21 protein-coding genes are annotated in these 21941 nt (G+C 64.6%); all 21 read left to right on the plus strand.

The features are described 5' to 3' along the window. Nucleotides 1-3: 3 nt before the first annotated feature. On the plus strand, nucleotides 4-942 hold the full coding sequence (locus AOP77_RS11445; RefSeq protein WP_062213747.1) for a carbohydrate ABC transporter permease: 939 nt from the start codon (nucleotides 4-6) through the stop codon (nucleotides 940-942). Next, nucleotides 939-1760, plus strand: coding sequence for a carbohydrate ABC transporter permease (locus tag AOP77_RS11450; RefSeq protein WP_062213748.1), 822 nt, complete (start codon nucleotides 939-941; stop codon nucleotides 1758-1760). Before AOP77_RS11445 ends, AOP77_RS11450 begins: the two co-directional genes overlap by 4 nt. After that, the gene (locus AOP77_RS11455; RefSeq protein WP_062213750.1) at nucleotides 1757-4300 is read left to right on the plus strand and encodes a glycoside hydrolase family 2 protein; all 2544 of its coding nucleotides are present in this window, start codon (nucleotides 1757-1759) and stop codon (nucleotides 4298-4300) included. The genes AOP77_RS11450 and AOP77_RS11455 overlap by 4 nt, the downstream gene beginning before the upstream one ends. After that, nucleotides 4300-5583 (plus strand): AGE family epimerase/isomerase, encoded by a 1284-nt coding sequence (locus AOP77_RS11460; protein ID WP_062213939.1) that lies wholly within the window; start codon nucleotides 4300-4302, stop codon nucleotides 5581-5583. Before AOP77_RS11455 ends, AOP77_RS11460 begins: the two co-directional genes overlap by 1 nt. Then, nucleotides 5580-6497: a PfkB family carbohydrate kinase gene (locus AOP77_RS11465; protein WP_062213752.1), complete on the plus strand. Its 918-nt coding sequence runs from the start codon at nucleotides 5580-5582 to the stop codon at nucleotides 6495-6497. The genes AOP77_RS11460 and AOP77_RS11465 overlap by 4 nt, the downstream gene beginning before the upstream one ends. Before the next feature lie 103 nt (nucleotides 6498-6600). Then, nucleotides 6601-7449, plus strand: coding sequence for an orotidine-5'-phosphate decarboxylase (gene pyrF, locus AOP77_RS11470; RefSeq protein ID WP_174435926.1), 849 nt, complete (start codon nucleotides 6601-6603; stop codon nucleotides 7447-7449). A gap of 37 nt (nucleotides 7450-7486) precedes the next feature. Next, nucleotides 7487-7801: an integration host factor, actinobacterial type gene (gene mihF, locus AOP77_RS11475; RefSeq protein ID WP_061965876.1), complete on the plus strand. Its 315-nt coding sequence runs from the start codon at nucleotides 7487-7489 to the stop codon at nucleotides 7799-7801. Continuing rightward, nucleotides 7798-8352, plus strand: coding sequence for a guanylate kinase (gmk, locus tag AOP77_RS11480; protein ID WP_062213754.1), 555 nt, complete (start codon nucleotides 7798-7800; stop codon nucleotides 8350-8352). Before mihF ends, gmk begins: the two co-directional genes overlap by 4 nt. 59 nt (nucleotides 8353-8411) lie before the next feature. After that, on the plus strand, nucleotides 8412-8675 hold the full coding sequence (rpoZ, locus tag AOP77_RS11485; protein ID WP_061965872.1) for a DNA-directed RNA polymerase subunit omega: 264 nt from the start codon (nucleotides 8412-8414) through the stop codon (nucleotides 8673-8675). Between the two features lie 29 nt (nucleotides 8676-8704). After that, on the plus strand, nucleotides 8705-9979 hold the full coding sequence (locus AOP77_RS11490; protein WP_062213755.1) for a bifunctional phosphopantothenoylcysteine decarboxylase/phosphopantothenate synthase: 1275 nt from the start codon (nucleotides 8705-8707) through the stop codon (nucleotides 9977-9979). A 300-nt stretch (nucleotides 9980-10279) separates the two neighbouring features. Further along, nucleotides 10280-11449: a methionine adenosyltransferase gene (metK, locus tag AOP77_RS11495; RefSeq protein ID WP_062213943.1), complete on the plus strand. Its 1170-nt coding sequence runs from the start codon at nucleotides 10280-10282 to the stop codon at nucleotides 11447-11449. 21 nt (nucleotides 11450-11470) lie between these two features. Next, nucleotides 11471-13636 (plus strand): primosomal protein N' family DNA-binding protein, encoded by a 2166-nt coding sequence (locus tag AOP77_RS11500; protein ID WP_062213758.1) that lies wholly within the window; start codon nucleotides 11471-11473, stop codon nucleotides 13634-13636. 128 nt (nucleotides 13637-13764) lie between these two features. After that, nucleotides 13765-14757, plus strand: a complete 993-nt coding sequence (gene fmt, locus AOP77_RS11505; protein WP_062213945.1) for a methionyl-tRNA formyltransferase — start codon at nucleotides 13765-13767, stop codon at nucleotides 14755-14757. Next, a complete protein-coding gene (locus AOP77_RS11510) occupies nucleotides 14754-16259 on the plus strand; it encodes an RsmB/NOP family class I SAM-dependent RNA methyltransferase (RefSeq protein WP_084622579.1) in 1506 nt (501 codons plus the stop codon). The genes fmt and AOP77_RS11510 overlap by 4 nt, the downstream gene beginning before the upstream one ends. A 47-nt stretch (nucleotides 16260-16306) precedes the next feature. Beyond that, nucleotides 16307-17032, plus strand: a complete 726-nt coding sequence (rpe, locus tag AOP77_RS11515) for a ribulose-phosphate 3-epimerase (RefSeq protein ID WP_062213760.1) — start codon at nucleotides 16307-16309, stop codon at nucleotides 17030-17032. 55 nt (nucleotides 17033-17087) lie between these two features. After that, entirely contained in the window at nucleotides 17088-18191 is a 1104-nt protein-coding gene (ribD, locus tag AOP77_RS11520) for a bifunctional diaminohydroxyphosphoribosylaminopyrimidine deaminase/5-amino-6-(5-phosphoribosylamino)uracil reductase RibD (RefSeq protein ID WP_084622580.1), read from the plus strand. Beyond that, nucleotides 18191-18784: a riboflavin synthase gene (locus AOP77_RS11525; protein ID WP_062213763.1), complete on the plus strand. Its 594-nt coding sequence runs from the start codon at nucleotides 18191-18193 to the stop codon at nucleotides 18782-18784. The genes ribD and AOP77_RS11525 overlap by 1 nt, the downstream gene beginning before the upstream one ends. 44 nt (nucleotides 18785-18828) lie before the next feature. Continuing rightward, the gene (locus tag AOP77_RS11530) at nucleotides 18829-20091 is read left to right on the plus strand and encodes a bifunctional 3,4-dihydroxy-2-butanone-4-phosphate synthase/GTP cyclohydrolase II (protein ID WP_062213949.1); all 1263 of its coding nucleotides are present in this window, start codon (nucleotides 18829-18831) and stop codon (nucleotides 20089-20091) included. A gap of 46 nt (nucleotides 20092-20137) precedes the next feature. After that, the gene (gene ribH / locus AOP77_RS11535; protein WP_062213765.1) at nucleotides 20138-20602 is read left to right on the plus strand and encodes a 6,7-dimethyl-8-ribityllumazine synthase; all 465 of its coding nucleotides are present in this window, start codon (nucleotides 20138-20140) and stop codon (nucleotides 20600-20602) included. Between the two features lie 208 nt (nucleotides 20603-20810). Next, nucleotides 20811-21074: a phosphoribosyl-ATP diphosphatase gene (locus AOP77_RS11540; RefSeq protein ID WP_062213767.1), complete on the plus strand. Its 264-nt coding sequence runs from the start codon at nucleotides 20811-20813 to the stop codon at nucleotides 21072-21074. A gap of 24 nt (nucleotides 21075-21098) precedes the next feature. Continuing rightward, nucleotides 21099-21941 carry an ATP phosphoribosyltransferase gene (gene hisG / locus AOP77_RS11545; RefSeq protein ID WP_062213769.1) on the plus strand — a complete coding sequence of 281 codons (843 nt, stop codon included), beginning with the start codon at nucleotides 21099-21101 and terminating at the stop codon, nucleotides 21939-21941.

Here is a 21941-nt window from a genome sequence, read left to right on the forward strand (position 1 = left end):
GTCATGTCTTTCTTTAGTACGCCGGTGCGTCCCAACGCAGTGCGCGCCGCGCAGGACTCGCGAAGCGGCCGTCAGCGGTTCTTCCAGGGAGCAACACCGTGGTTGTTCCTGATCGTCCCACTGATCTTTCTTTGCCTGTTCACTCTGCTTCCCGTGGCGAACATGATCTGGTACTCGTTCACCGAATGGAATGGACTCAGCAAGGACAAGGAGTACGTGGGACTCGGCAACTACATTGAGTTCTTCACGCGACCGGAGCTTTTCCGCGTCTTCCTCGTGAGTCTCTACTACTTTGTCGCCTCGTTCGTTCAGATGGGCCTCGCGCTGTACTTCGCGACCATCCTGTCCTTTAACACCAGGTTCAAGAACCTGTTCAAGGGCATCCTGTTCTTCCCGTATCTCATCAACGGTGTAGCCATCGGCTTCACGTTCCTCTACTTCTTCCGGCCCGGAGGCACGCTCGACGCCTCCCTCGCCGCGCTTGGACTCGAACAGTTCCAGCAGCAATGGCTCGGCAACCCCGACCTCATCAACTTTTCCCTGTCGGGCACTTCGGTATGGCGCTACATGGGCCTCAACTTCGTGCTCTTCTTGGGGGCCATTCAGTCCGTCAACCCGTCACTCTACGAAGCGTCTTCCCTCGACGGTGCCGGCAAGTGGCAGCAATTCCGCTACATCATCCTGCCGAGCATCCGGCCCATCGTCGGGCTGTCGATGATTCTCGCGATCTCCGGTTCGTTGGCGGTGTTTGAGATCCCTTACATCATGACTGGCGGGGCCAACGGCTCCATGACCTTTGTCATCCAGACCATCAATATGGCGTTCAAGTTCAACAAGGTAGGACTCGCGTCTGCCATGGCTGTGATCCTGCTGTTGATCGTGCTGATCATCACCTGGATCCAAAGAAGACTTGTACCCGACGAGAAGGTGAACCTGACGTGAAAAGCGCAACCTTTGGAGGACTCAAGTACCTCACCCTGATAGTGGCGTCGCTCGTGACGCTGCTTCCACTCGTCACCATCGTGATGGCGTCCTTCAAGACTTCACGGGAGTTTCAGGAGTCGGGACCGTTCGACCTGCCAGAAAGCTTCGGCTTCGAGAATTATGTCGAGGCATTCACCAAGGGCGGCATGCTGCATGCGTTCTTCAACACCGGCATCATTCTGTTGGTGTCGATCACCGGCACCGTGATCATCGGTGCCATGACCGCCTATGCGATCGACCGTTTCGAGTTCCGCTTCCGCAAGGTCGTGGTGGGAGTCTTCTTGTTCGCGGTGCTTGTGCCCGCGGTGACCACACAGGTCGCCACGTTCCAGGTCGTGAATAACCTTGGCCTCTACAACACGCGCTGGGCGGCCATCGTGCTCTTCATGGGCACCGACATCGTCTCGATCTACATCTTCCTGCAGTTCATCCGGGCCGTGCCTCGTGAGCTTGACGAGGCCGCCAAGCTCGAGGGCGCAGGACCGTTCCGAATCTTCTGGCAGATCATCTTCCCGCTGCTCAAGCCCGCTATCGCGACGGTGGTGATCATCAAGGGGTTCGCGGCCTACAACGAGTTCTATATACCGTTCTTATATATGCCCTCGCGGGACCTGGGCGTCATCTCGACCTCCCTGTTCCGCTTCACGGGTCCGTTTGGTGCCCACTGGGAGGTCATAGCCGCGGGTGTGATCATCGTGATCATCCCCACCCTGATCATCTTCGTCCTGCTGCAGAGGTTCATCTACAGCGGCTTCACGCAGGGAGCGACCAAGTGACGCGCGATAGTAGTGCGACCACTCGCGAGGCGCTGACGATCTGGCGGTTGTTCCTGGGTGCCGACTCCGAGTCCGCTCCCGCCGGTGTTACTGCGGCCCTGACAGAGGGCATTCCCGCCACGGTGCCAGGCAGCGTCCTGGGCACCCTGATTGAGGCCGGACTCGCGTCGGACGTCACAGTCGACGGTCTCGAGGAGGACGTCGCCTGGGCGACCCATTGCACGTGGATCTACCGAACCTCTGTTCCGCGCCTGGGTGATGGCGCCCACGTGACAATCGATTTCGAGGGCGTTGACACGTTGGCCACGGTGCGCGTTGACGGCAACTCCGTACTCGAGACCGACGACATGTTTCATGCCTGGAGCATCGAACTCACGGACGACGCGCACCACGCGCACCCGTCCTCCGACGACACCGGCGACTCCGCCGTTATCCCCGCCCTCTCTGCGGGCAAAGAGTGGAGCGTGGAGGTGGAGTTCCACCCCGTGCTACCGGTGGCGAACGCGCTCGAGGCGTCCGACCCGCTGCCTCGTGCCGACATGTACGAGATCCCCTTCAACCAGGTGCGCAAGATGGCCTGTTCATTCGGATGGGATTGGGGTCCCACCACCATCACTGCCGGTCTGTGGCGCGGAGCGACGGTCACGCGCCGTTGTCAGGCCTCCATCGACCAGCTTCTTCTCACGACCGACTGGAGTAACGGCGCCTCGCTGAGCGCGCGTCTGGACATCGAGGGAACGGCCGATGCGGTGGTTGCCACCGTGGTTCCCGCGGGCGGGGGCGAGGCTCTCGCGTCGCAGCGGTTTGACGTTGCCCACGGCCACCTCGAGTTTGACCTCCAGGTGCCCCAAGCCCGACGCTGGGACGTGGTGGACCGTGGCGATCAGCCGCTCTACGACGTGCACATTTCAGTGGTTGACGACTCGGGAGCGGAACTGGACTCGACGCATCGTCGGGTGGGCTTTCGCCACGTCTCACTGGTGCAAGACGAGGACGACATCGGGCGCTCCTTCGAAGTACACGTGAATGGCGCGCGTGTCTGGGCGCGCGGGTTCAATTGGATTCCTGCTGACGTTCTGCCGGAGCGAGTGACGCGAGAGCGTACTCGCGAACTGGTTCAGGAGGCGGTGGACACGGGCGCCAACATGTTGCGCATCTGGGGTGGAGGCGTCGTCGAGTCCCGGGACTTCTTTGAGGCCTGCGACGAGGCCGGTGTACTGGTGTGGCAGGACTTCTCGTTCGCTTGTGCGGCGTACGCAGAAGATGACGCGCAGATGATGCGGGTCCAGCGCGAGGTGGCCGATGCCGTCAGGCGCGTCGGTCACCACGCGTCGCTGGCGCTGTGGTGCGGCTGCAACGAGAACCTCTGGGGCTTCGAAGACTGGGGTTGGAAGGAGACCTTGGGGGAGGATGGCGTCTGGGGTGCGCACCTCTATCACGAGGTAATCCCCAAAGCGCTTGCCGAGCTCGATCCTCGCCGTCCCTACATTCCGGGATCGCCCTTCTCGCCTGACGACGGAGTGCATCCGAACGATCCGACGCAGGGGACCACTCACCACTGGGATACCTGGAATCAGCTCGACTACACTGCCTTCGAGGACAAGACCTCACGGTTCGCTTCCGAGTTTGGCTGGCAGGCACCCGCCGCCTGGCACACGCTGACCCGCGCCATGGGGTCAGAGCCGACCAGCGGTGACGATCCCCGCCTGCAACGCCTTCAGAAGCATCCCGAGGGCAAGGCTGGGCTGGCCCGTGGAATCGCGGACCACGTGGCGCACCTGCCCACGGATGGACGAGGCTGGTATTTCGCCACTCAACTTATGCAGGCTCGTGCCATCAGTGCGTCGATCGGGCGCTTCCGCTCGCTCCACGAGTCGTGCTCCGGCACGCTGTGGTGGCAGCTAAATGACTGCTGGCCCGCTTTGTCGTGGGCGGTAGTCGATGTGACCGGTGCCCGCAAACTGGGGTGGTACGCGTCGGCCCAGATCATGGCACCCCGTGCCATCATCGCGACGTCGCCACAGACACCGCACGCGCTCACAGTAGTGAACGACGTGCCGCAAACGTGGGAGGCGATGGCGCGAATCCGTACAGTGACGGAATCTGGAGACGTCTTGCTTGACGAACGCATCGGGCTGCACATCGCTGCTGATGGGCATGCCGAGATCGCTCCTTCACGGCTGCCGCAAGGCACAGTGGCCGTAGTCGTAGACGTCGAGGACAAGCGCGCAGTGCGATGGCTGGTGGCCGACGATGCGCTGGAGCACCCGGCCGCATCATTGGCGAGCGTGCAAATCAACCCTGACGCGGCATCGGACGTCGTGCGCGTGACCGTTGTGGCCAAGCACCTGATTCGGGACCTATCGCTCCTCGCGGAGACGCATCCCGCGCTCGAGGGAGTGAGGGTGGATCGTCAATTGCTCACGTTGCTTCCTGGCGAGGCGGCGACTTTCACGGTGACCCGCATGGGGGGCGCCACCCTCGCCGCGTACGAGTGGCGGAGCCTGCTGTGTGCCGGCACGGCGCTGGTGATGCCGTGATGAGGCCGGACCAGCGAGCCCGAGTGCGAGCCGAACAGCGCGCGGACCTACTGAGGTTCACGCAGGCCGCCAAGACTGATCGCGGATTTGGCTGGCTTGATGAGCGTGGGAACGTGCTTGGTGGCAAGCCCGAGGAACTGTGGATCACATGCCGCATGACCCACATCGCGGCGTTAGGAGTCCTCGCGAATGAGGAGCCAAAGCCAGCAGGGCCACACCAATTGGAGCTGAGGGCGTTGGTTAGTCACGGCGTGCGCGCGCTGAGTGGTGCCTTCGAGGATCAGGAAAACGGCGGCTGGTTTGCTGCTGTCGACGCCTCCGGCCCTGTCGATACAGCTAAGCAGGCTTATGGGCACGCGTTCGTCGTCCTGGCGGCCTCATCGGCTCTCCTTGCCGGAGCCGAAGGTGCACGCGCCCTTCTCAAGCGGGCATTACGGGTGAGTGAGCGTAGGTTCTGGGACGACTCGCATGGCCTCTCCGTCGAGGAATGGGACCAGGACTGGACGACACTAGCTACCTACCGCGGCGTCAATGCCAATATGCATACAGTCGAGGCATATCTCGCCGCCGGAGACGCCACCGGCGACAAGGTCTGGCACGAGCGTGCGGGACGCATCGCGGCCCGAGTGCTGTCGTGGTCGGAGTCCAATGAATGGCGGATCCCTGAACACTTTGACGAGGACTGGCGGCCGATGCTTGAGCACAACCGTGACATTCCTGCAGACCCATTCCGACCGTACGGGGCGACGGTAGGACACGGTCTGGAATGGGCACGTCTTTTCCTCTCTGTCGATGCAACTCTTGACGACAAGGCGCCCGCGGGATTGGCGGCGGGCGCCCGCAAGCTCTACGGGCGCGCCGTGAGTGACGGCTGGCACGCAGACGGCGACTCCGGATTCGTCTACACCACGGACTGGGACGGGAGGCCGGTAGTTCGCGAGCGCATGCACTGGGTTGCGGCAGAAGCGATTGGGGCAGCTCATGCACTTGCTATCGCGACGGGCGAACAACGCTACACAGAGGACGCGGAGAAGTGGTGGGGCTTCGTGGACGACTTCCTCGTCGACGAGGAGTTCGGATCGTGGCATCACGAACTCAACTCAAGCAATCGACGAGCAGCCTCGGTGTGGCCCGGCAAGCCAGACACCTACCACGCCTACCAGGCCGCACTGTGGCCCGATGTCCCGCTCGCTCCTTCGTTTGCCACGGCTTTGGCCCGCGGCTCGAGCCTAAGCCAAGACCACGCCTCCCGTGCCGCCTCGAAGGGCGAGGGCACGCGGTGAACGTCCTAGTCGTGGGCGAGTCCGTGCTCGACGTGGTCAATGACACCGCAGGAGAAGTGACCGCAATTGCAGGTGGAAGCCCCGCCAATGTGGCCGTAGGACTCGCGCGGCTGGGCATCCGTCCCACCTTCGTGACGCACTTGGGTCAGGACGATGCGGCCGCGGTCATTCGCGCTCATATTGAGTCCACGGGTGCCACCATTGTCGTCGTTGATACGGCTACGCCCACCTCGACGGCAACCGCCACCATTGGCTCCGATGGCGGGGCCACCTATGAGTTTGCTATTGCCTGGAATCTGAGTGCTACCGCGCTCGAAGAGGTCGTGGCCACGCGAGCGCCACTACACCTCCATACGGGCTCCATTGCGACAGTCATGCGGCCGGGAGCCGATGCAGTGGCGTCGGTCATTAGGGGCCCTCTAGTGGCATCCATGAGCTTTGACCCGAACATCCGGCCGGGGTTGATTCACGACCGGGACGCCGCGCTTCAGCAGATTCGTGCATGCCTGACCAGAGCGAATGTCGTGAAGGCTAGCGACGAGGACATCGCCTGGATGGCACCGGGGGAGGACCCCGTGCGTGTCGCCGCTAGGTGGCTCGAGTGCGGACCGAGCCTGGTCGTCGTGACCCTAGGCGCGGTCGGCGCCTGGGCTCTTGGCAGTTTCGGCAGCGTATTCGTTCCGGCCCGCGAGGCGGTCGTCGTCGACACGGTCGGGGCGGGTGATTCATTCATGTCGGCGCTCATCGCGGGGTGGCTGGAGCTTGTGGGAGACAGCTCGCGCGGGCCAGCACGCTCACTTTCCGAAGTGGAGGCACGCGACCTGCTACTTGACTGTGTCACTGCGGCAAGCATCACCGTTGGCAGGCGGGGGGCGCAGCCGCCTACACGTGCGGAGCTAATTGAGGCTCGCTAAAGGTACTCATACGTCAACATATTCCAACCGCACACCCGCGAGTCATCGCAGGTAGTATGCCTACATAGAACGATTTGGGCGACTACTTGTGGAGGAGACTGCGGTGACCTTTGGCTCCCGACTGGCGCTGGCGATGGACGAGCACGGGCCGCTGTGCGTGGGAATCGACCCGCACCCGGGGCTACTTGAAGCCTGGAGCCTCCCGGACAACGCCGACTCGCTGCAACTGTTCAGCGATGCCGTGATCGACGCAGCCATTGGCCGCGCCGCGGCAGTAAAGCCGAACGCTGCCTTCTATGAGCGGCACGGCTCGCGCGGCATGGGCGTCCTCGAGAACCTGTTGGGACGCTGCCGCGAGGCCGGACTGCTGACGGTGCTCGACGCGAAGCGGGGCGACATCGGCTCCACGATGCAGGCCTACGCCGAGGCGTTCCTAGTGCCGGGGGCACCCTTCGAGGCCGACTCCGTGACGCTGTCGCCCTACCTGGGTGTGGGCTCGCTCCAACCAGCCTTCGACCTCGCTCAGAAGCACGGAAAGGGAATCTTTGTGCTCGCGCTGACCTCGAACGCCGAGGGGCACACTGTGCAGCACGCGAAGTCCGCGGATGGCGTGGCGGTGGCCGCGGCCGTGACCGCCGCCGCCGCGGAGCTGAACGCCGGAACGGAGCCTCTGGGCAGCATCGGCTTGGTTATTGGGGCGACCGTCGGGTCTGCAGTGACGGACCTCGGCATAGATTTATCGGCCCTTAATGGGCCGATCCTGGCACCCGGCGTGGGCGCACAAGGAGCGGGGCCTGCAGAACTTGAGCAGGTGTTCGGGAACGCACGGCGGTGCGTACTCGTCAATCAATCACGGGGCGTCTTGCAGGCTGGTCCGTCGGTTGACAGGTTGATCGAGGCAATCGACTCGGCATCGACCGAAGCACAATCACTCCTGCAAACCCCGTCTTAATGCATTGGGACAATCAGTTCTAGTAGAAGGAGACACAGTGGCTACTCCAGAGCTCAGCGACGAACAGCGGGCAGCGGCACTCGTCAAGGCGACAGCCGTCCGTTCCGCGCGACGCGTATTCAAGGAAGAGCTTTCGCGCGGAGAGATGACGCTTGAGAAGGCGATCTCACGGGCCAAGGCGGACGACGCCCTCGCGGGCATTCGCGTCCACGATCTCTTGCAGTGCCTGCCCGGCGTGGGACCGAAGCGTGCGACCACCACGATGGAGGAGATCGGTATCTCCGCCGCGCGGCGTGTACGTGGGCTTGGCACGCACCAGGTCGAGGCGCTGCTGGAACGCGAGAGTCGGTGAATCGACTCGTCGTTCTTGCCGGTCCCAGCGGGGTAGGCAAGGGCACGGTGGTTCGCGCCCTGCGTGACCGCCACCCGGAAGTGTGGCTGTCCGTTTCCGCGACGACGCGTGGGCCTCGGCCCGGCGAGGTCGACGGCCAGCACTACTTCTTTGTGGGCGACGACGAATTCACTCGCATGGTTGAGACCGGCGAGTTGCTGGAGTGGGCAACCGTCTTTGGTGGCAATCGGTACGGGACGCCGCGTGGCCCCGTGGAGGATCGCCTATCCGAAGGCACCCCGTGCATCCTGGAGATAGACCTGCAGGGCGCGCGTCAGGTGCGCGAGTCGATGCCCGAGGCGTTGCAGGTGTTCATCGCGCCGCCGTCCTTCGAGGTGTTGGTGGACCGACTCGTGGGTCGTGGTACGGAGGACGAGCGTGAACGCGAGCGCCGGCTAGCCACCGCGCGGGAGGAAATCGCCGCGCAGGGCGAGTTCGACGAGGTCATCGTGAATGACAATGTGATGGACGCGGCCGACGCCTTGGAGCGCCTGCTGCTCCCTTCACGGTAAGATAGTGGAAGTTTGAGCCGACGCTCACCCAAGCAAACCCCTTAAGCATTGGAGTAACCATGGCCGGAACGATTGCCAATCCCATCGGAATCACCAACCCGCCCATCGACGAGCTGCTCGAGAAGGTCGACTCCAAGTACGCCCTGGTGATCTACAGCTCCAAGCGTGCGCGTCAGATCAACTCGTACTACGAGGCACTCGGCGAGGGTCACTTCGAGAACGTTGGCCCGCTAGTCGAGGCCGACTCGACCGACAAGCCGCTCTCCGTCGCACTTCGCGAGATCAACGAAGGCTCGCTGTTGGTGCTGGGCGACGACGCGTAACGCGTTCGCCCCACCCAACACAGGTTAAATTGCGCGTCCTACTGGGCGTGACGGGCGGCATCGCCGCCTACAAGGTTGCGCTCGTTTTGCGCCGCCTTCGCGAGGACGGGCACTCGGTGCGTGTCATCCCCACCGCCGCGTCGCTCAACTTCGTGGGCCGCGCGACGTGGGAGGCACTGTCCGGGCATCCCGCGCCCACCGATACTTTCGAGGACGTTCCCTCCGTCGCGCACGTGCGACTGGGTCAGCGTGCCGACATCGTGCTGGTCGCCCCCGCGACCGCCGACTTCCTCGCGTCGATGGCCCAGGGAACCGCCAAGGACCTGCTGGGTAACGCGCTGCTCGCGACTCAGGCGCCCGTGGTCGTCGCTCCAGCCATGCACACCGAGATGTGGCTGAATGCGGCGACTCAGGCAAACGTGGCTACCCTGCGCGAGCGGGGGGTTCACGTGATAGATCCGGCCGTGGGCCGCCTCACGGGCGCCGACTCCGGCCCGGGCCGCCTTCCCGAGCCCGATGACCTGGTCGCCGCCCTCTACGGCGTCGCCGAGGGGCAAGGCTTGCCTGTGGAACCTGCCCAGGCGGACGATGCTGGGGCTGGCTCTGGCGCAACCGAAGCTGGCTGGGGTGACCTGGTCGGGGTCAGCGTGGTGGTGAGCGCCGGCGGCACGCACGAGGCCGTGGACGCCGTGCGCTTCCTGGGCAACAGGTCCAGCGGACACCAGGGCCTTGCCCTGGCTCAGGCCGCGGCCGACCGCGGCGCGAAGGTCACCCTGGTGGCAGCCAACGTGGTGCTGCCGGCTGGCGAGGGCATCGTCCGCGTGGACGTGGAATCTTCTGCGGAGTTGTCTGAGGCGGTGAAGGACGCCTCGAAGGACGCCGACGTCGTGATCATGGCCGCCGCAGTCGCCGACTTCCGTCCGCGCGAGGTGAGTGCGACCAAAATCAAGAAGTCTGGCGACGCGGCCACCGATCAGGCGGGGCTGACTCTTGAACTAGTGCCGACTGAGGACATCCTCGCCGCGCTAGTGACTGCGCGCCCCGAACACCAGACGGTGGTGGGCTTCGCAGCCGAGACCGGGGATAGCACCTCAAGCGTGCTCGAGCACGGCGCCGCCAAGGCTCGTCGCAAGGGCGCAAATCTGCTGATCCTCAATCCCGTAGGCGGGGGACTGGGCTTTGGTGACGTCCCCAATACGGTGACGATGCTCGACGTCAACGGCGAAGCCGTCGCGGAGGCGGCCGGGTCCAAGCTGGCCGTCGCCCACGCGATTCTCGACCGCGTGGTCTCCATGCGTTCCTGACAATTCGGGTTCTGGCGCCTCGCTACGGCAACACATCCGCATTTTCGACGCCACCATTTCTCAACGGTTCGACACCGCCACCTCCGCATCGCGAGGGATGGCCCCCGCTCACGTTTCACCTACCAGCCGCCACGTTTGCACCCTAAAGCGGTGTGGCGAGCCGGAGGCTGAGCACACGATCACCTCGAGAGCGGCAATTGAGGGTGCGGAGGTTTCTTACGCAGAGTGGTCCAGTGAGGCGATTCACGGGCAGCCGCCAGTGAGGACGTGGCATCGACGGCTTTGGCTATGCTTACCGGCATGACAAATCTGCGCCTATTCACGTCCGAATCCGTGACCGAGGGTCACCCCGACAAGGTCTGTGACCAGGTAAGCGACGCGATCCTCGACGAGATGCTCCGTCAAGATCCACTATCACGCGTTGCTGTGGAAACAATGGTGACCACTGGGCTGGTGCACGTGGCGGGTGAGGTGACCACCGAGGCCTACGTCGATATTCCAGGCACCATTCGTGGTGTCGTGAACGACATCGGCTATACGTCTTCCAAGGTGGGCTTTGACGGCGACTCGTGCGGCATCTCCGTCTCCATTGGGGAGCAGTCACCGGACATCTGGCAGGGGGTAGGTTCTGCGACCGACGTCGACGAGAAGCAGTTGGGCGCCGGCGACCAGGGCCTGATGTTTGGCTACGCGTGCCAAGATACTGCGGAACTTATGCCATTGCCGATCTCGATCGCGCACCGTCTCACGCAGCGGCTCGCCCAGGTTCGGCGGGACGGAACCGTCGAGGGTCTGCGCCCCGACGGTAAAGCTCAGGTCACCATCGGGTACGACGGCGACAAGGCCGTCTCTGTCGATACCGTGGTGCTGTCGAGCCAGCACGCCGAGGGCATGAGCATGACGGCACTTCGAGGTGCAATCGAGGAGGCCGTCATCGGCCCGGTTCTCGCGGGCTACGACCTGGACGCGACCGGTCATCGGTCACTGATTAATCCCACGGGAATCTTTGAGATCGGTGGCCCCAAGGGCGACGCAGGCTTGACGGGGCGCAAGATCATTGTCGACACCTACGGGGGCATGGCCCGCCACGGTGGGGGTGCTTTCTCCGGCAAGGACCCGTCCAAAGTAGACCGGTCGGCGACATACGCGATGCGTTGGGTAGCCAAGAATGTGGTGGCTGCCGGCCTCGCCGCCCGCTGCGAGGTTCAAGTCGCCTACGCAATCGGAACCGCACACCCGGTGGGCCTATACGTCGAGACATTCGGAACTGCGACGGTCGAGGAGGCCGCGATTGCGCGCGCCATCCGTGAAGTGTTTGACCTGCGCCCGCAGGCCATCATTGCGGATCTAGATTTGCAGCGCCCCATCTACCGGCAGACAGCGGCTTACGGACACTTTGGGCGCGAGCTGCCCGACTTCACGTGGGAGCGCACCGACCGCGCAGCCGCGTTGGTGAGCGCTGCGGGCTAGAGAGGCGGCACAATAGGCACCATGGCAACTGAGGGGTCGATTGGCTGGACCGCGCACACGTCGCGTGCTGGCGCCGACCTTCCGCAGTCGGCTGGTGCACGTGACAACGACTCCGCAGACTTTGAGGACGGCGCCCTCTTTGCCGCGCCGCCACGGTCCACCTCGGCAACCCACGCATCGAAGCGCGCGAACGACAAGCGCACTGCGGCCGAAGCTGCCTCGCAGGGGCAGCCGCTTCGGGTGGCAACAGTGTGCATCGACAGCGCGCTGCCGCATCTGGATCGGCCCTTTGACTACGCCATACCGAGCAAACTTGATGACGTGGTGCACATCGGAACCAGGGTGCGCGTGCGCTTTGCGGGACGGCTCATTAGCGCCGTCGTTGTGGAGACGTCTGACACCTCCGACTTCGATGGAAAGCTTGCTCCTTTGAACTCCGCAGCTGCGTTGCCGTCCTATACGGCCGACTCCCTCGAGTTTGCCCGCGGCGTGGCACGTCGCTACGGCGGATCACTGTGGGACGTCTTGCGTTTGATGGCCCCGCCCCGCGTCGCGAGCGTTGAGGCGCGTGACTGGGGAGACGAACGCTTCAGTAGGAGCGCCTTCGTAGAGACGGCTGCCACCTTGCGTCTCGCGGCGGACGCTGCCGGACTCGACTATGCGCAGGTTGCCGAGGGCGCACGGGTGGTGTGGGAGGCCTCTCCTGACCCAGCGGCTCCCTCATCGATACCGGCAGCGGCGCTTCTGGCTCCTTCCGTGGAGGTCGCGGCGAAGGGCCTCAGCGCGATCGTGGTCGTTCCAGATGCGCGCGCGGTCAAGCGCGTCGAGACGGCGCTGAACGAGGCGGGACTTACCCGATGGACAGCTCGCTCCGGTGGGCATTTTGTGGTGCTGGATTCCGACGAGGGTGCGTCTCCCCGCTACGCGGCATACCTAGCCGCGATGCATGGGCGGGTCGGCCTCATCATCGGCACCCGTACCGCTGTCACGCAGCCCGTTCCAGAGTTGGGTCTTGTGACCATCTGGGACGATTCATCGTCAGTCTTTGATGACCCTCACGCGCCGTACCCGAATGCTCGCACGCTAGCCGCGATGCGTGTGGAGTTCAACGGAGCTGGCGCGTTGTTGGGTGCATACGCCCCCGGCGTGGAGGCCATGGCATTGGTAGCGCACGGCTGGGCCGAACTTCAGCGTTCGGATCGCGCCGTCGTGCGCGCGGGAACGCCGACTGTCGACGTCCTGACCGCGGAGAGGCGCGAGGCCGAGGGCGGCTCAGGCTGGCACTGGATGCCCGGCAGCGCGTGGAGAGCAGTCACGAAGGCGCTTCCCTCGGGGCCCGTGGCGATCGTGGTGCCTCGCACCGGCTACGTTCGTGCCGTCACGTGCGCCAGGTGTGGAACGTGGGCGCAGTGCCGCGAGTGCGAGGGCTCACTTAGCCAATCACACGTGTCGGCGCCACTGGTGTGTGTGGACTGTGCCGCCGATCAGGTCGACTGGCACTGCACCGAATGCCATTCGCGCGCTGTGAAGCAGGCCCGCCAGGGCGTGGAACGCATCGCCGAGCAGGTTAAGGCAATGGCAAAGGGCACGCCTGTTCATGTGTCGGCCGCCGCCATGGGCACGTTGCCGGACGATGAGATTGCCGAAGGAATCGTCGTGGCGACCCCCGGCGCACTGCCCGCGGTTCGCGGCGGCTATGCACACGCGGTGGTGGTGGGGGCTGATGTTCCGGCCTCGGGCGGCTTGGGGGCAGAGCTACAGGCGATTCGTTGGTGGCTCAATACAGCCGCGCTGGTCCGTTCACGCGAGCGCGGGGGAGCGGTCACGCTGGTCGGGGACCTGCCGGATGCAGTGCGCCAGGCAATCGTGTCCTGGACTCCCGGCGACGCGGCCCACGATGCGTATACGGAGCGAGCGGGACTTGGTCTGCCTCCGGCTCGTCGTACGCTCGCTGTCACCGGAGACGATGCGGCGCTAAGCCTCGCGCTGAGCGTCGCGGTTGAGGGAGAGCGCATCGAACGTCATCCGGACATCACCGTGGTGCCCACACGAGACGGCGTGACGCTCCTCATGTCTCGGCGCGTCACCGCCGCCGCAGTCGACGCTGTCAGGTCCGTGCAACTTGAGTTGTCCAAGTCTGGCGATGGCGAATTGCGCCTGCGGGTGGACGGGCCACTGGAACTCTAGCCGTCGGGCGCTCCGGCATCGGGGTGGATACCCTCGTTGATTCGTACGACAAGGCACGAAGGCGTTAACGGCACCGGAGCCACGGCAATCTGTCCATGGGCTCCCTGCGTCCCGCCTACGATGGGCACATGCGTCTGATCTTTGCCGGAACTCCCCAGATCGCCGTTCCCACCCTCGAAGCGCTACTCGCGAGCGAGCACGAGGTGGTCGCGGTGCTGACCCAGCCGGATGCCAGGGGAAAGCGCGGCAAGACCCTGCACCCCAGCCCCGTCAAAGTGGCCGCACTTGAGCACGGTTTACCGGTTCTCACTCCCGAGAAGGCGTCGGCACCGGAGGTCATCGCACAGGTCGCCTCGTACAAAGCTGATGCCGCCGCCGTGGTCGCCTACGGCCAGATACTGAAGCCGGCACTCCTCGACGCGGTGCGAATCGCGTGGGTCAACCTGCACTTCTCTTTGTTGCCGCAGTGGCGCGGCGCAGCGCCTGTCCAGCGCGCCATCATGGCGGGCGACGAGATTAGCGGCGCGAGCACGTTCATTATTGAGACGGGGCTCGACACTGGACCAGTGATTGGCACCATGACGGAGCGCGTGCGCCCCACGGACACGAGCGGAGACCTCCTTGAGCGCCTGGGCGTCAGTGGTGCGCCGCTGATGGTGCAGTCCTTGACGGCACTAGATACGGGACACGCTGGCCCCGTCGCGCAGTCGCCGGAAGGAATCAGCTACGCGCACAAGCTCACTCGGGACGACGCATACGTGCGGTGGGACCGTGCGGCTCATGTGGTTGATCGGCAAGTTCGCGGCTGCACGCCCGCACCAGGCGCGTGGACTACGTTGCCCGATGGGTCGGTCGCCAAACTTGGCCCCGTCACCTTGGTTCCCGATGCACCCACCACCGTTCCTGGACAGGTCCGGTGGGGTGCGGGTATGGATCAGCCGGGCGACTCCGCCGCGACCGCCGCGATGCGTGCCGAGTTCACGGATATGGTGCTGGTCGGCACGGGGACTCACCCAGTGGCGCTGTCGTGGATAGCGCCCGCCGGAAAGAAGCCAATGCTTGCAGCCGATTGGTGGCGCGGCGCCCGGTTAGACGAAGCGGCGATCTTGGGAGAGTCATGAGTAGCAATATTGAGGATGAGAGCTACGACGGCTCGGCCTTTGACGACGCGGAGTTTGGGGACGCTGGTAGTGATGGCACCGGTTCCGTCGGAACACGTGACGGCTACGCCGCCACCCGAAACCACGGAGTGACGCTGACAAGAGACCGCGCGCGTTCAGCGGCGTATGAGTGCATCCTGACCGTGACCCGTGATGATGCGTACGCGAACCTGGTGATGCCCTCGATTCTGCGCGACGCCGGACTGAGTGGACGTGACGCCGCCTTCGCCACGGAACTCGCTTACGGCACCCTGCGCATGCAGGGCCTGTATGACGAGGTCATTGCTGTGGCCTCCAAACGCGCCCCGGCTGAACTCGACGTTGACGTGCGGGCGGCCCTGTGGATGGGCACTCACCAGGTGTTGGCCATGCGCGTGCCCCCGCACGCCGCGGTGTCCGAGACTGTGGCGCAGGTGAAGGCGCAGTCCAACGTGGGCGCAGCCAAGTTCGCCAATGCCGTGATGCGGCGTGTCACGGAACGCGAGCCAGAGGCATGGCTGGACTTAGTCGCTCCCGGCACCAAGTTGCCCTCACTCGGCAAGCGTTACTCGCATCCCGCCTGGATTGTCGATGCCCTCGCGGCGTCCCTCCAGGCTGACGGACGCGGCCACGAGCTTGAGGACCTCCTGTCGGTCAACAACACCCCGGCGCGTGTGACTCTTGTGGCCCGTCCCGGACTGGCCGACCCTTACGACGTGGCAGACAGCATCGGCGATGCGGACGTCACTGAACTCTCTCCGTATGGCGTGGCGCTGAATGGTGGCGACCCCGGTGCCATTTCTGGAGTGCTGGATGGCACCGTCGCGGTGCAAGACGAGGGAAGCCAGGTAGTAGCGACGGCAATGGTCGCGGCACAGGACGTGGCCGAGGGCGAGCGGTGGCTTGACATGTGCTCGGGACCTGGCGGCAAAACCGCACTACTCGGTGCCCTGGCTGACGAGTACGGCGCCACGGTTGACGCCCTCGAACTCCACAAGCACCGGGCCAAGTTGGTGCGACAGTCCACGCGGGCGCTCCCACATGGTGTAGTGGACGTCCACGTGGGAGACGGTCGCACCTGGGGTGCCGACGGCTCCTACGATCGCGTGCTGCTTGACGCGCCGTGCACCGGCTTGGGTGCACTGCGCCGCCGTCCAGAGTCGCGCTGGCGCCGCAGCCCCGGGGACCTGGCGGAACTGGCCGAACTGCAGAGCCAACTTCTCGCCTCAGCCGTGCGCCTGGTGCGACCGGGCGGAGTCATCGCCTACGTGACCTGCTCGCCGGTTCTCGCAGAGACCCGTGAGGTGGTCGATGCTGTCCTAGTCCATGCTGGCCTTGAGCAGGTGGATGCCCGCGACGCGGTCGCCGCGGTCACCGCGCGCGAGCCACATGAGTGGGGTGCGGGACCGCACGTTCAGATGTGGACGCACGCGCACGGCACGGACGCGATGTTCTTGGCCCTGCTACGCAAGCCGCGCGGCTAGCGTCGTCGCCCTAGGGCGACGAACCTGGCAGGCAGTAGGCTCGGAGTATGGCTATTCAGATCGCCCCAAGCATTCTGTCCGCAGACTTCGCGAACCTTGAGCGAGACATCGCGGCAGTATCCGCCGCTGACCTCTTGCATGTCGACGTGATGGACGCGCACTTTGTGCCGAACCTGACCCTTGGCTTGCCCATCGTGGAGCGCATCGCACAGGTGTCGTCACTCCCGGTGGACACCCATCTGATGATCGAAGATCCAGACCACTGGGCCCCGCGGTACGCCGAGGCGGGCGCCGCGTCCGTCACATTCCACTACGAGGCGGCAAAGAATCCCGTGGCTATCGCCCGCGACCTGCGTGCCCTTGGAGTGCGTGCCTCGGTTGCACTCAAGCCCGGCACCGACGCCTCAGCCATCATCGACGACCTCAAAGAGTTCGACATGGTGCTCGTCATGACAGTCGAGCCTGGGTTCGGCGGCCAAGCTTTTATGCCCGAGATGCTCCCCAAGATCGAGGCTATCCGTGCTGCCGTCGATCGCGGCGTAGCGGACGGCTCCCTCGCCATCGCACCCTGGATTCAGGTGGACGGCGGCATCGCGCCTGACACCGCGCACAGCGTGACGTCCGCGGGTGCGAACGTCCTCGTTGCCGGCTCCGCCGTCTACGGGGCAGATGACCGCGCCGCCGCGATCGCTGCGCTGCGTGAAGTCGCGAACGGACCCGAAACCATCAACGGGGTTCCCGCCAGCGGCGGCCCAGGAGCGCACCATCACTGAGCTACCGGGGGATGGCACGGAACGGAGCACGGCCGGTTCCGGCCACGATGAGCCGATGCTGAAATCCGGTTCGGCAGGTGAAGGCAATTCGGCAGTGAGTAGTGCGGCCTCAAGCGATGACAATAGGCAGGGGTCCAACGATTCGGCGGCCCTTGAGCCTTCTCAGGCGTTCGACCGGGCAGTCGAACTCGCCGCGCGCGGTCCTGCTCACGGACCCAACCCTCGAGTGGGTTGCGTGATCACCGACGCATCGGGGCTTGTGTTGGGGGAGGGCTGGCATCGGGGCGCCGGGACACCGCACGCCGAACCCGCAGCTTTGTCCGATGCCGTGACGCGCGGCAACGACGTCAACGGTGCGACGGCCTATGTGACGCTCGAGCCCTGCGCACACACCGGACGCACGGGGCCGTGTACGGACGCACTCACAGATGCCGGAGTCGCTTCCGTACGCTTCGCTGTCGAGGATCCAAACCCCGCTGCCGCGGGTGGTGGCCAGGTGCTGCGTGACCGCGGAATCGACGCGGCCTTCGCGCCCCACGCCGGCGCAGCCAAACTCAACGCGCGATGGCTGGCGAGCATCAGCATCGGCCGCCCGTATGTGGTTGCAAAGTGGGCGGCAACTCTTGACGGCCGAACAGCGGCGGTCGACGGGACCAGTTTCTGGATCACGGGGGACGAGGCGCGCGAGCATGCGCATTCGGTCCGTGGCGAGGTCGACGCGATCGTGGTTGGGACCGGCACGGTGTTGGTTGATGACCCGTCATTGTCAGCTCGTGTGGGCGGGTCAGAGTCCGGACACCAGCCGCTACGCGTGGTCATGGGTCTACGTGACACTGCAGGCAAGAAGGTCTGGCGCGACGACAACGCACTCGCACTACACACTCACGATCCTGCGGCGGTGTTGGCCGAACTGCAGGCGCGTGAGGCCCGCGTGGTGTTGATCGAAGGTGGCGCGGCGATCACCACCGCCTTCCTGTCAGCGGGCTTGGTGGACGAGATTCATGCGTATATTGCGCCAGCAATCCTGGGGGCTGGCACGTCGGCAGTGGGCGACCTGGGAATCTCGACGATGAATGGGGCGTTGAGGGGACAGGACGTGTCAACGCGCCAACTGGGCGCGGATACCCTTGTCATCGCACACGTGGCGAAAGGAACCTGATGTTTACCGGGATAGTCGAGTCAATCGGCACCATTACAGCCGTGACCGAACTTGGCGACCAGTCGCAGATATCCGTCAGCTCGCCAGGCCTTGGCGGCGACCTTCAGCACGGCGAGTCAATTGCCGTCGACGGCGTCTGCCTGACCGTTGCCAAGCACACCGGAGACGAATGGATTGGCGACGTCATGCGCATCACGCGTGAGACCACGTCGCTCGGCGGCGTCCAGGTGGGCCAGCGCGTCAATATCGAACGCGCCATGCGAGTGGATGGACGCCTGGGTGGACACCTCATGCAGGGCCACGTCGACGCAACAGCCACGCTGGTCGCGCGCGATTCACAGCCCGACTGGGACGACCTCACTTTCGAGATTCCCGAGTCAATCTTGCGCTATGTGGTCTCCAAGGGGTCCATTGCGCTCAATGGTGTTTCCCTGACCGTGGCAGGGCTTGACGGAAATCGCGCCACCGTGTCGCTCATCCCGACGACGCTTGCGGACACCACGTTTGGTGACGCCGAGGTGGGCCTGGTGGCTAACGTCGAGGTGGACGTCATCGCTAAGTACGTTGAGTCCATGATCGGGGCTCGTTCATGACCGACACCCCGCACGTCAACTCCGATGCCGAGGATCTGCTCGCGATGGAGAACGATCCGGACTGCGAGACCGAAGATCCGATAGCGCTCGTGGAGGCGGCGTTGGAGCAACTTCGCCAGGGCCGACCCGTGTTGGTCGCCGACTCCCGTCACCGTGAGAACGAGGCGGACTTCATTATGGCGGCCCAGACCACCACGGTGGAGTGGGTGGCGTGGGGCATCCGACACTCGAGCGGCTATCTGTGCGCGCCCATGCCGGGCCCTAAGGCCGACGCCCTCAACCTGCCGCTGATGGTTCCGAGCAGTCAGGACCCGCGTCGCACCGCTTATACGGTGTCCGTCGACGCCGCGAGTGGCGTGACCACAGGCATTTCCGCGGCTGACCGTCTACGTACGTTGCAGGTGCTCGCGGAGCCCCAGGCGAATCCTGACTCCGTGATCCGACCCGGCCACGTACTGCCGCTGCGCGCCGTCGCCGGGGGAGTACTGCATCGTCCCGGCCACACTGAGGCTGCCGTGGACCTGTGCCGCCTGGCCGGACTCGAGCCCGTCGGCGTCATCGCCGAGATGGTCAACGACGACGGCACGATGATGCGTCTAGGAGACGCTTCCGAGGTCGCCGATCGCGAGGGTCTGATCCTCATGACGATCGCCGACCTCATCGAGTACCGCAAGGCCAAGGGTGACGAGCCATTGGCCATTGAGCCCGCTCCCCACCGAGTGGTCTTCCAGGGTGAGTCTTCGCTTCCGACAGTGCACGGCAGTGTGACTATTCGTGGCTACCGCGACGCGCGTACAGGCGATGAGCATGTCGCCCTGATTGCGCCCAACCGCGACGGCATTACTCCGTTGGTACGGGTGCATTCGGAATGCCTGACCGGGGACGCGTTTGGTTCATTGCGGTGCGACTGCGGGCCACAGCTCGACCACGCGATTGAGCGCATCGTCAACGAGGGCGGCGCGGTGGTCTACCTGCGAGGCCACGAGGGGCGAGGCATCGGCATCTTGGCAAAGATTCAGGCGTACGCGTTGCAGGATCAGGGTCGAGACACCGTAGATGCCAATACGGATTTGGGGTTGCCTGTAGACCGGCGAGAGTACGGTGCGGCGGCCGCCATCTTGGCGGACCTGGGCCTGACTCGCATTCGTTTGCTCACCAACAACCCCGCCAAGGTCGAGGGCATGCGCGCCTCGGGCATCGAGGTCGCCGAACGCGTCCCTCATCACGTGGGCGCTACGCCCGAGAATGCGTTCTATCGCAGCACCAAGGTGGCTCGCATGGGGCATCTGCTGGGAGACAACTCTTAAGCACACTCGTGCGGTCACACATCATCACACCTCAAGGAGAATCAGCATGAGCGGCGAGGGAGCACCCACCATTGCGGTGGACGGAAGCGGTCTGCACATCGAAATTGTCGCGTCGCAGTGGCATACAGCCGTCATGGATGGGCTGGTCGCCGGGGCGGTGCGCGCAGCGGAGAAGGCAGGCGCCACGTATCGGGTGACTCGCGTAGCGGGCGCCTTCGAACTCACCGTCGTGGCGGAGAAGTTTGCACGGGACGGGGTGGACGCGATCGCCGCGCTGGGCGTCGTGGTGCGTGGATCGACGCCGCACTTCGAGTACGTATGCCAGGCCGTCACACTTGGGCTCAATGACGTGGCACGTAGCCACATGACCCCCGTGGGCTTCGGCATCCTGACCGTCGACAACGACGAGCAGGCGCTATCCAGGGCCGGGTTGCCGGATTCCGAAGAGGACAAGGGCGCCGAGGCCGTTGAGGCCGCGCTGTCCACCGCTCTCATCCTTCGCGATAGTTAGGTCAGGTCCACAGCGCACCGCCCCCACCTGCGATCCCCACCTGCCTGGAACGTCCGCACCGCAAATTGGGCACTGTCAATGTTGCTCAAGTACAAGCCGCGTTTCGAGTGCTCAATTGAGGGTGCGGACGTTGGTGTGGATTGGGCGGATGGCGACTTGGGCGGCTAGGTGTTCGCGCCCGCGGCGTCGCCTGCCCTAGGCTGTCGTTGTGAAAACCTTTGACGAACTCTTCGCTGAACTCACCGCCAAGTCCGTAGAACGTCCCGAGGGCTCCGGCACCGTGACGCTCCTCGATGGCGGGGTGCATGCCATCGGCAAGAAACTGGTCGAAGAGGCCGCTGAGGCCTGGATGGCTGCCGAGTATGAAACCGACGCCGATTGCGCCGAGGAGATCTCGCAGTTGCTCTACCACGCGCAGGTCATGATGATCGCGCGCGGACTCACGCTCGAAGACGTGGGCCGCTACCTTTAATCTTTCGCATCCATAAGGAGATCCGTGCTTCGCATCGCCGTCCCCAACAAGGGGTCACTGTCTGACCCGGCCTGCCAACTTCTCAAGGAGGCCGGCTACAAGCAGCGCCGGGACCCCCGCGAGCTGGTATTGGTTGACCACCGCAATGAAGTTGAGTTTTTCTTCCTGCGCCCGCGCGACGTCGCGGTCTACGTTGGGGCCGGTACCGTCCACGCTGGCATCACCGGCCGTGACCTGCTCCTTGACAGCGGAGCGAAGGCTGTCGAGACTCTCGAACTCGGCTTTGGTGGGTCGACCTTCCGCTACGCGGCTCCTGCCGGCGAGATCACCGACATCGAGCAGATTCAGGGTAAGCGCGTCGCAACCTCGTATCCGCACCTCGTCAAGAATCACCTCAAGTCCTTTGGCGTGGAGGCCAAGGTGGTCCGCCTCGACGGCGCCGTCGAGTCCTCCGTCCGCCTCGGGGTGGCCGATGTGGTCGCCGATGTTGTCTCCACCGGCACCACCCTTCGTGCTGCCGGTTTGGAGATCTTTGGGGAGCCACTGCTCAAGTCCGAGGCCATCCTGATTCGCGGCGCTGACGCGACCGAGGAGGACATCGCCGTGCTTACCGGTCGCCTTCGCGGAGTCCTGATGGCGCGCCAGTTCATCCTGGTCGACTACGACGTGCCCAACTCGAAACTAGACGCCGCGATCGCCGTCTCACCAGGAGCCGAGGGCCCCACCGTTACGCCGTTGCACGGCAAGGACTGGCACGCGGTGCGCGTGATGATTCCGCGCGTCGAGATGAACCAGATCATGGACCAGTTGTATGCCGCCGGTGCGCGGGCGATTCTCGCAACCGAACTCCTCGCGGTGCGGGTCTAG

Origin of the sequence: Demequina oxidasica (genome assembly GCF_000975115.1) — a bacterium.
GTDB classification, from domain to species: domain Bacteria; phylum Actinomycetota; class Actinomycetes; order Actinomycetales; family Demequinaceae; genus Demequina; species Demequina oxidasica.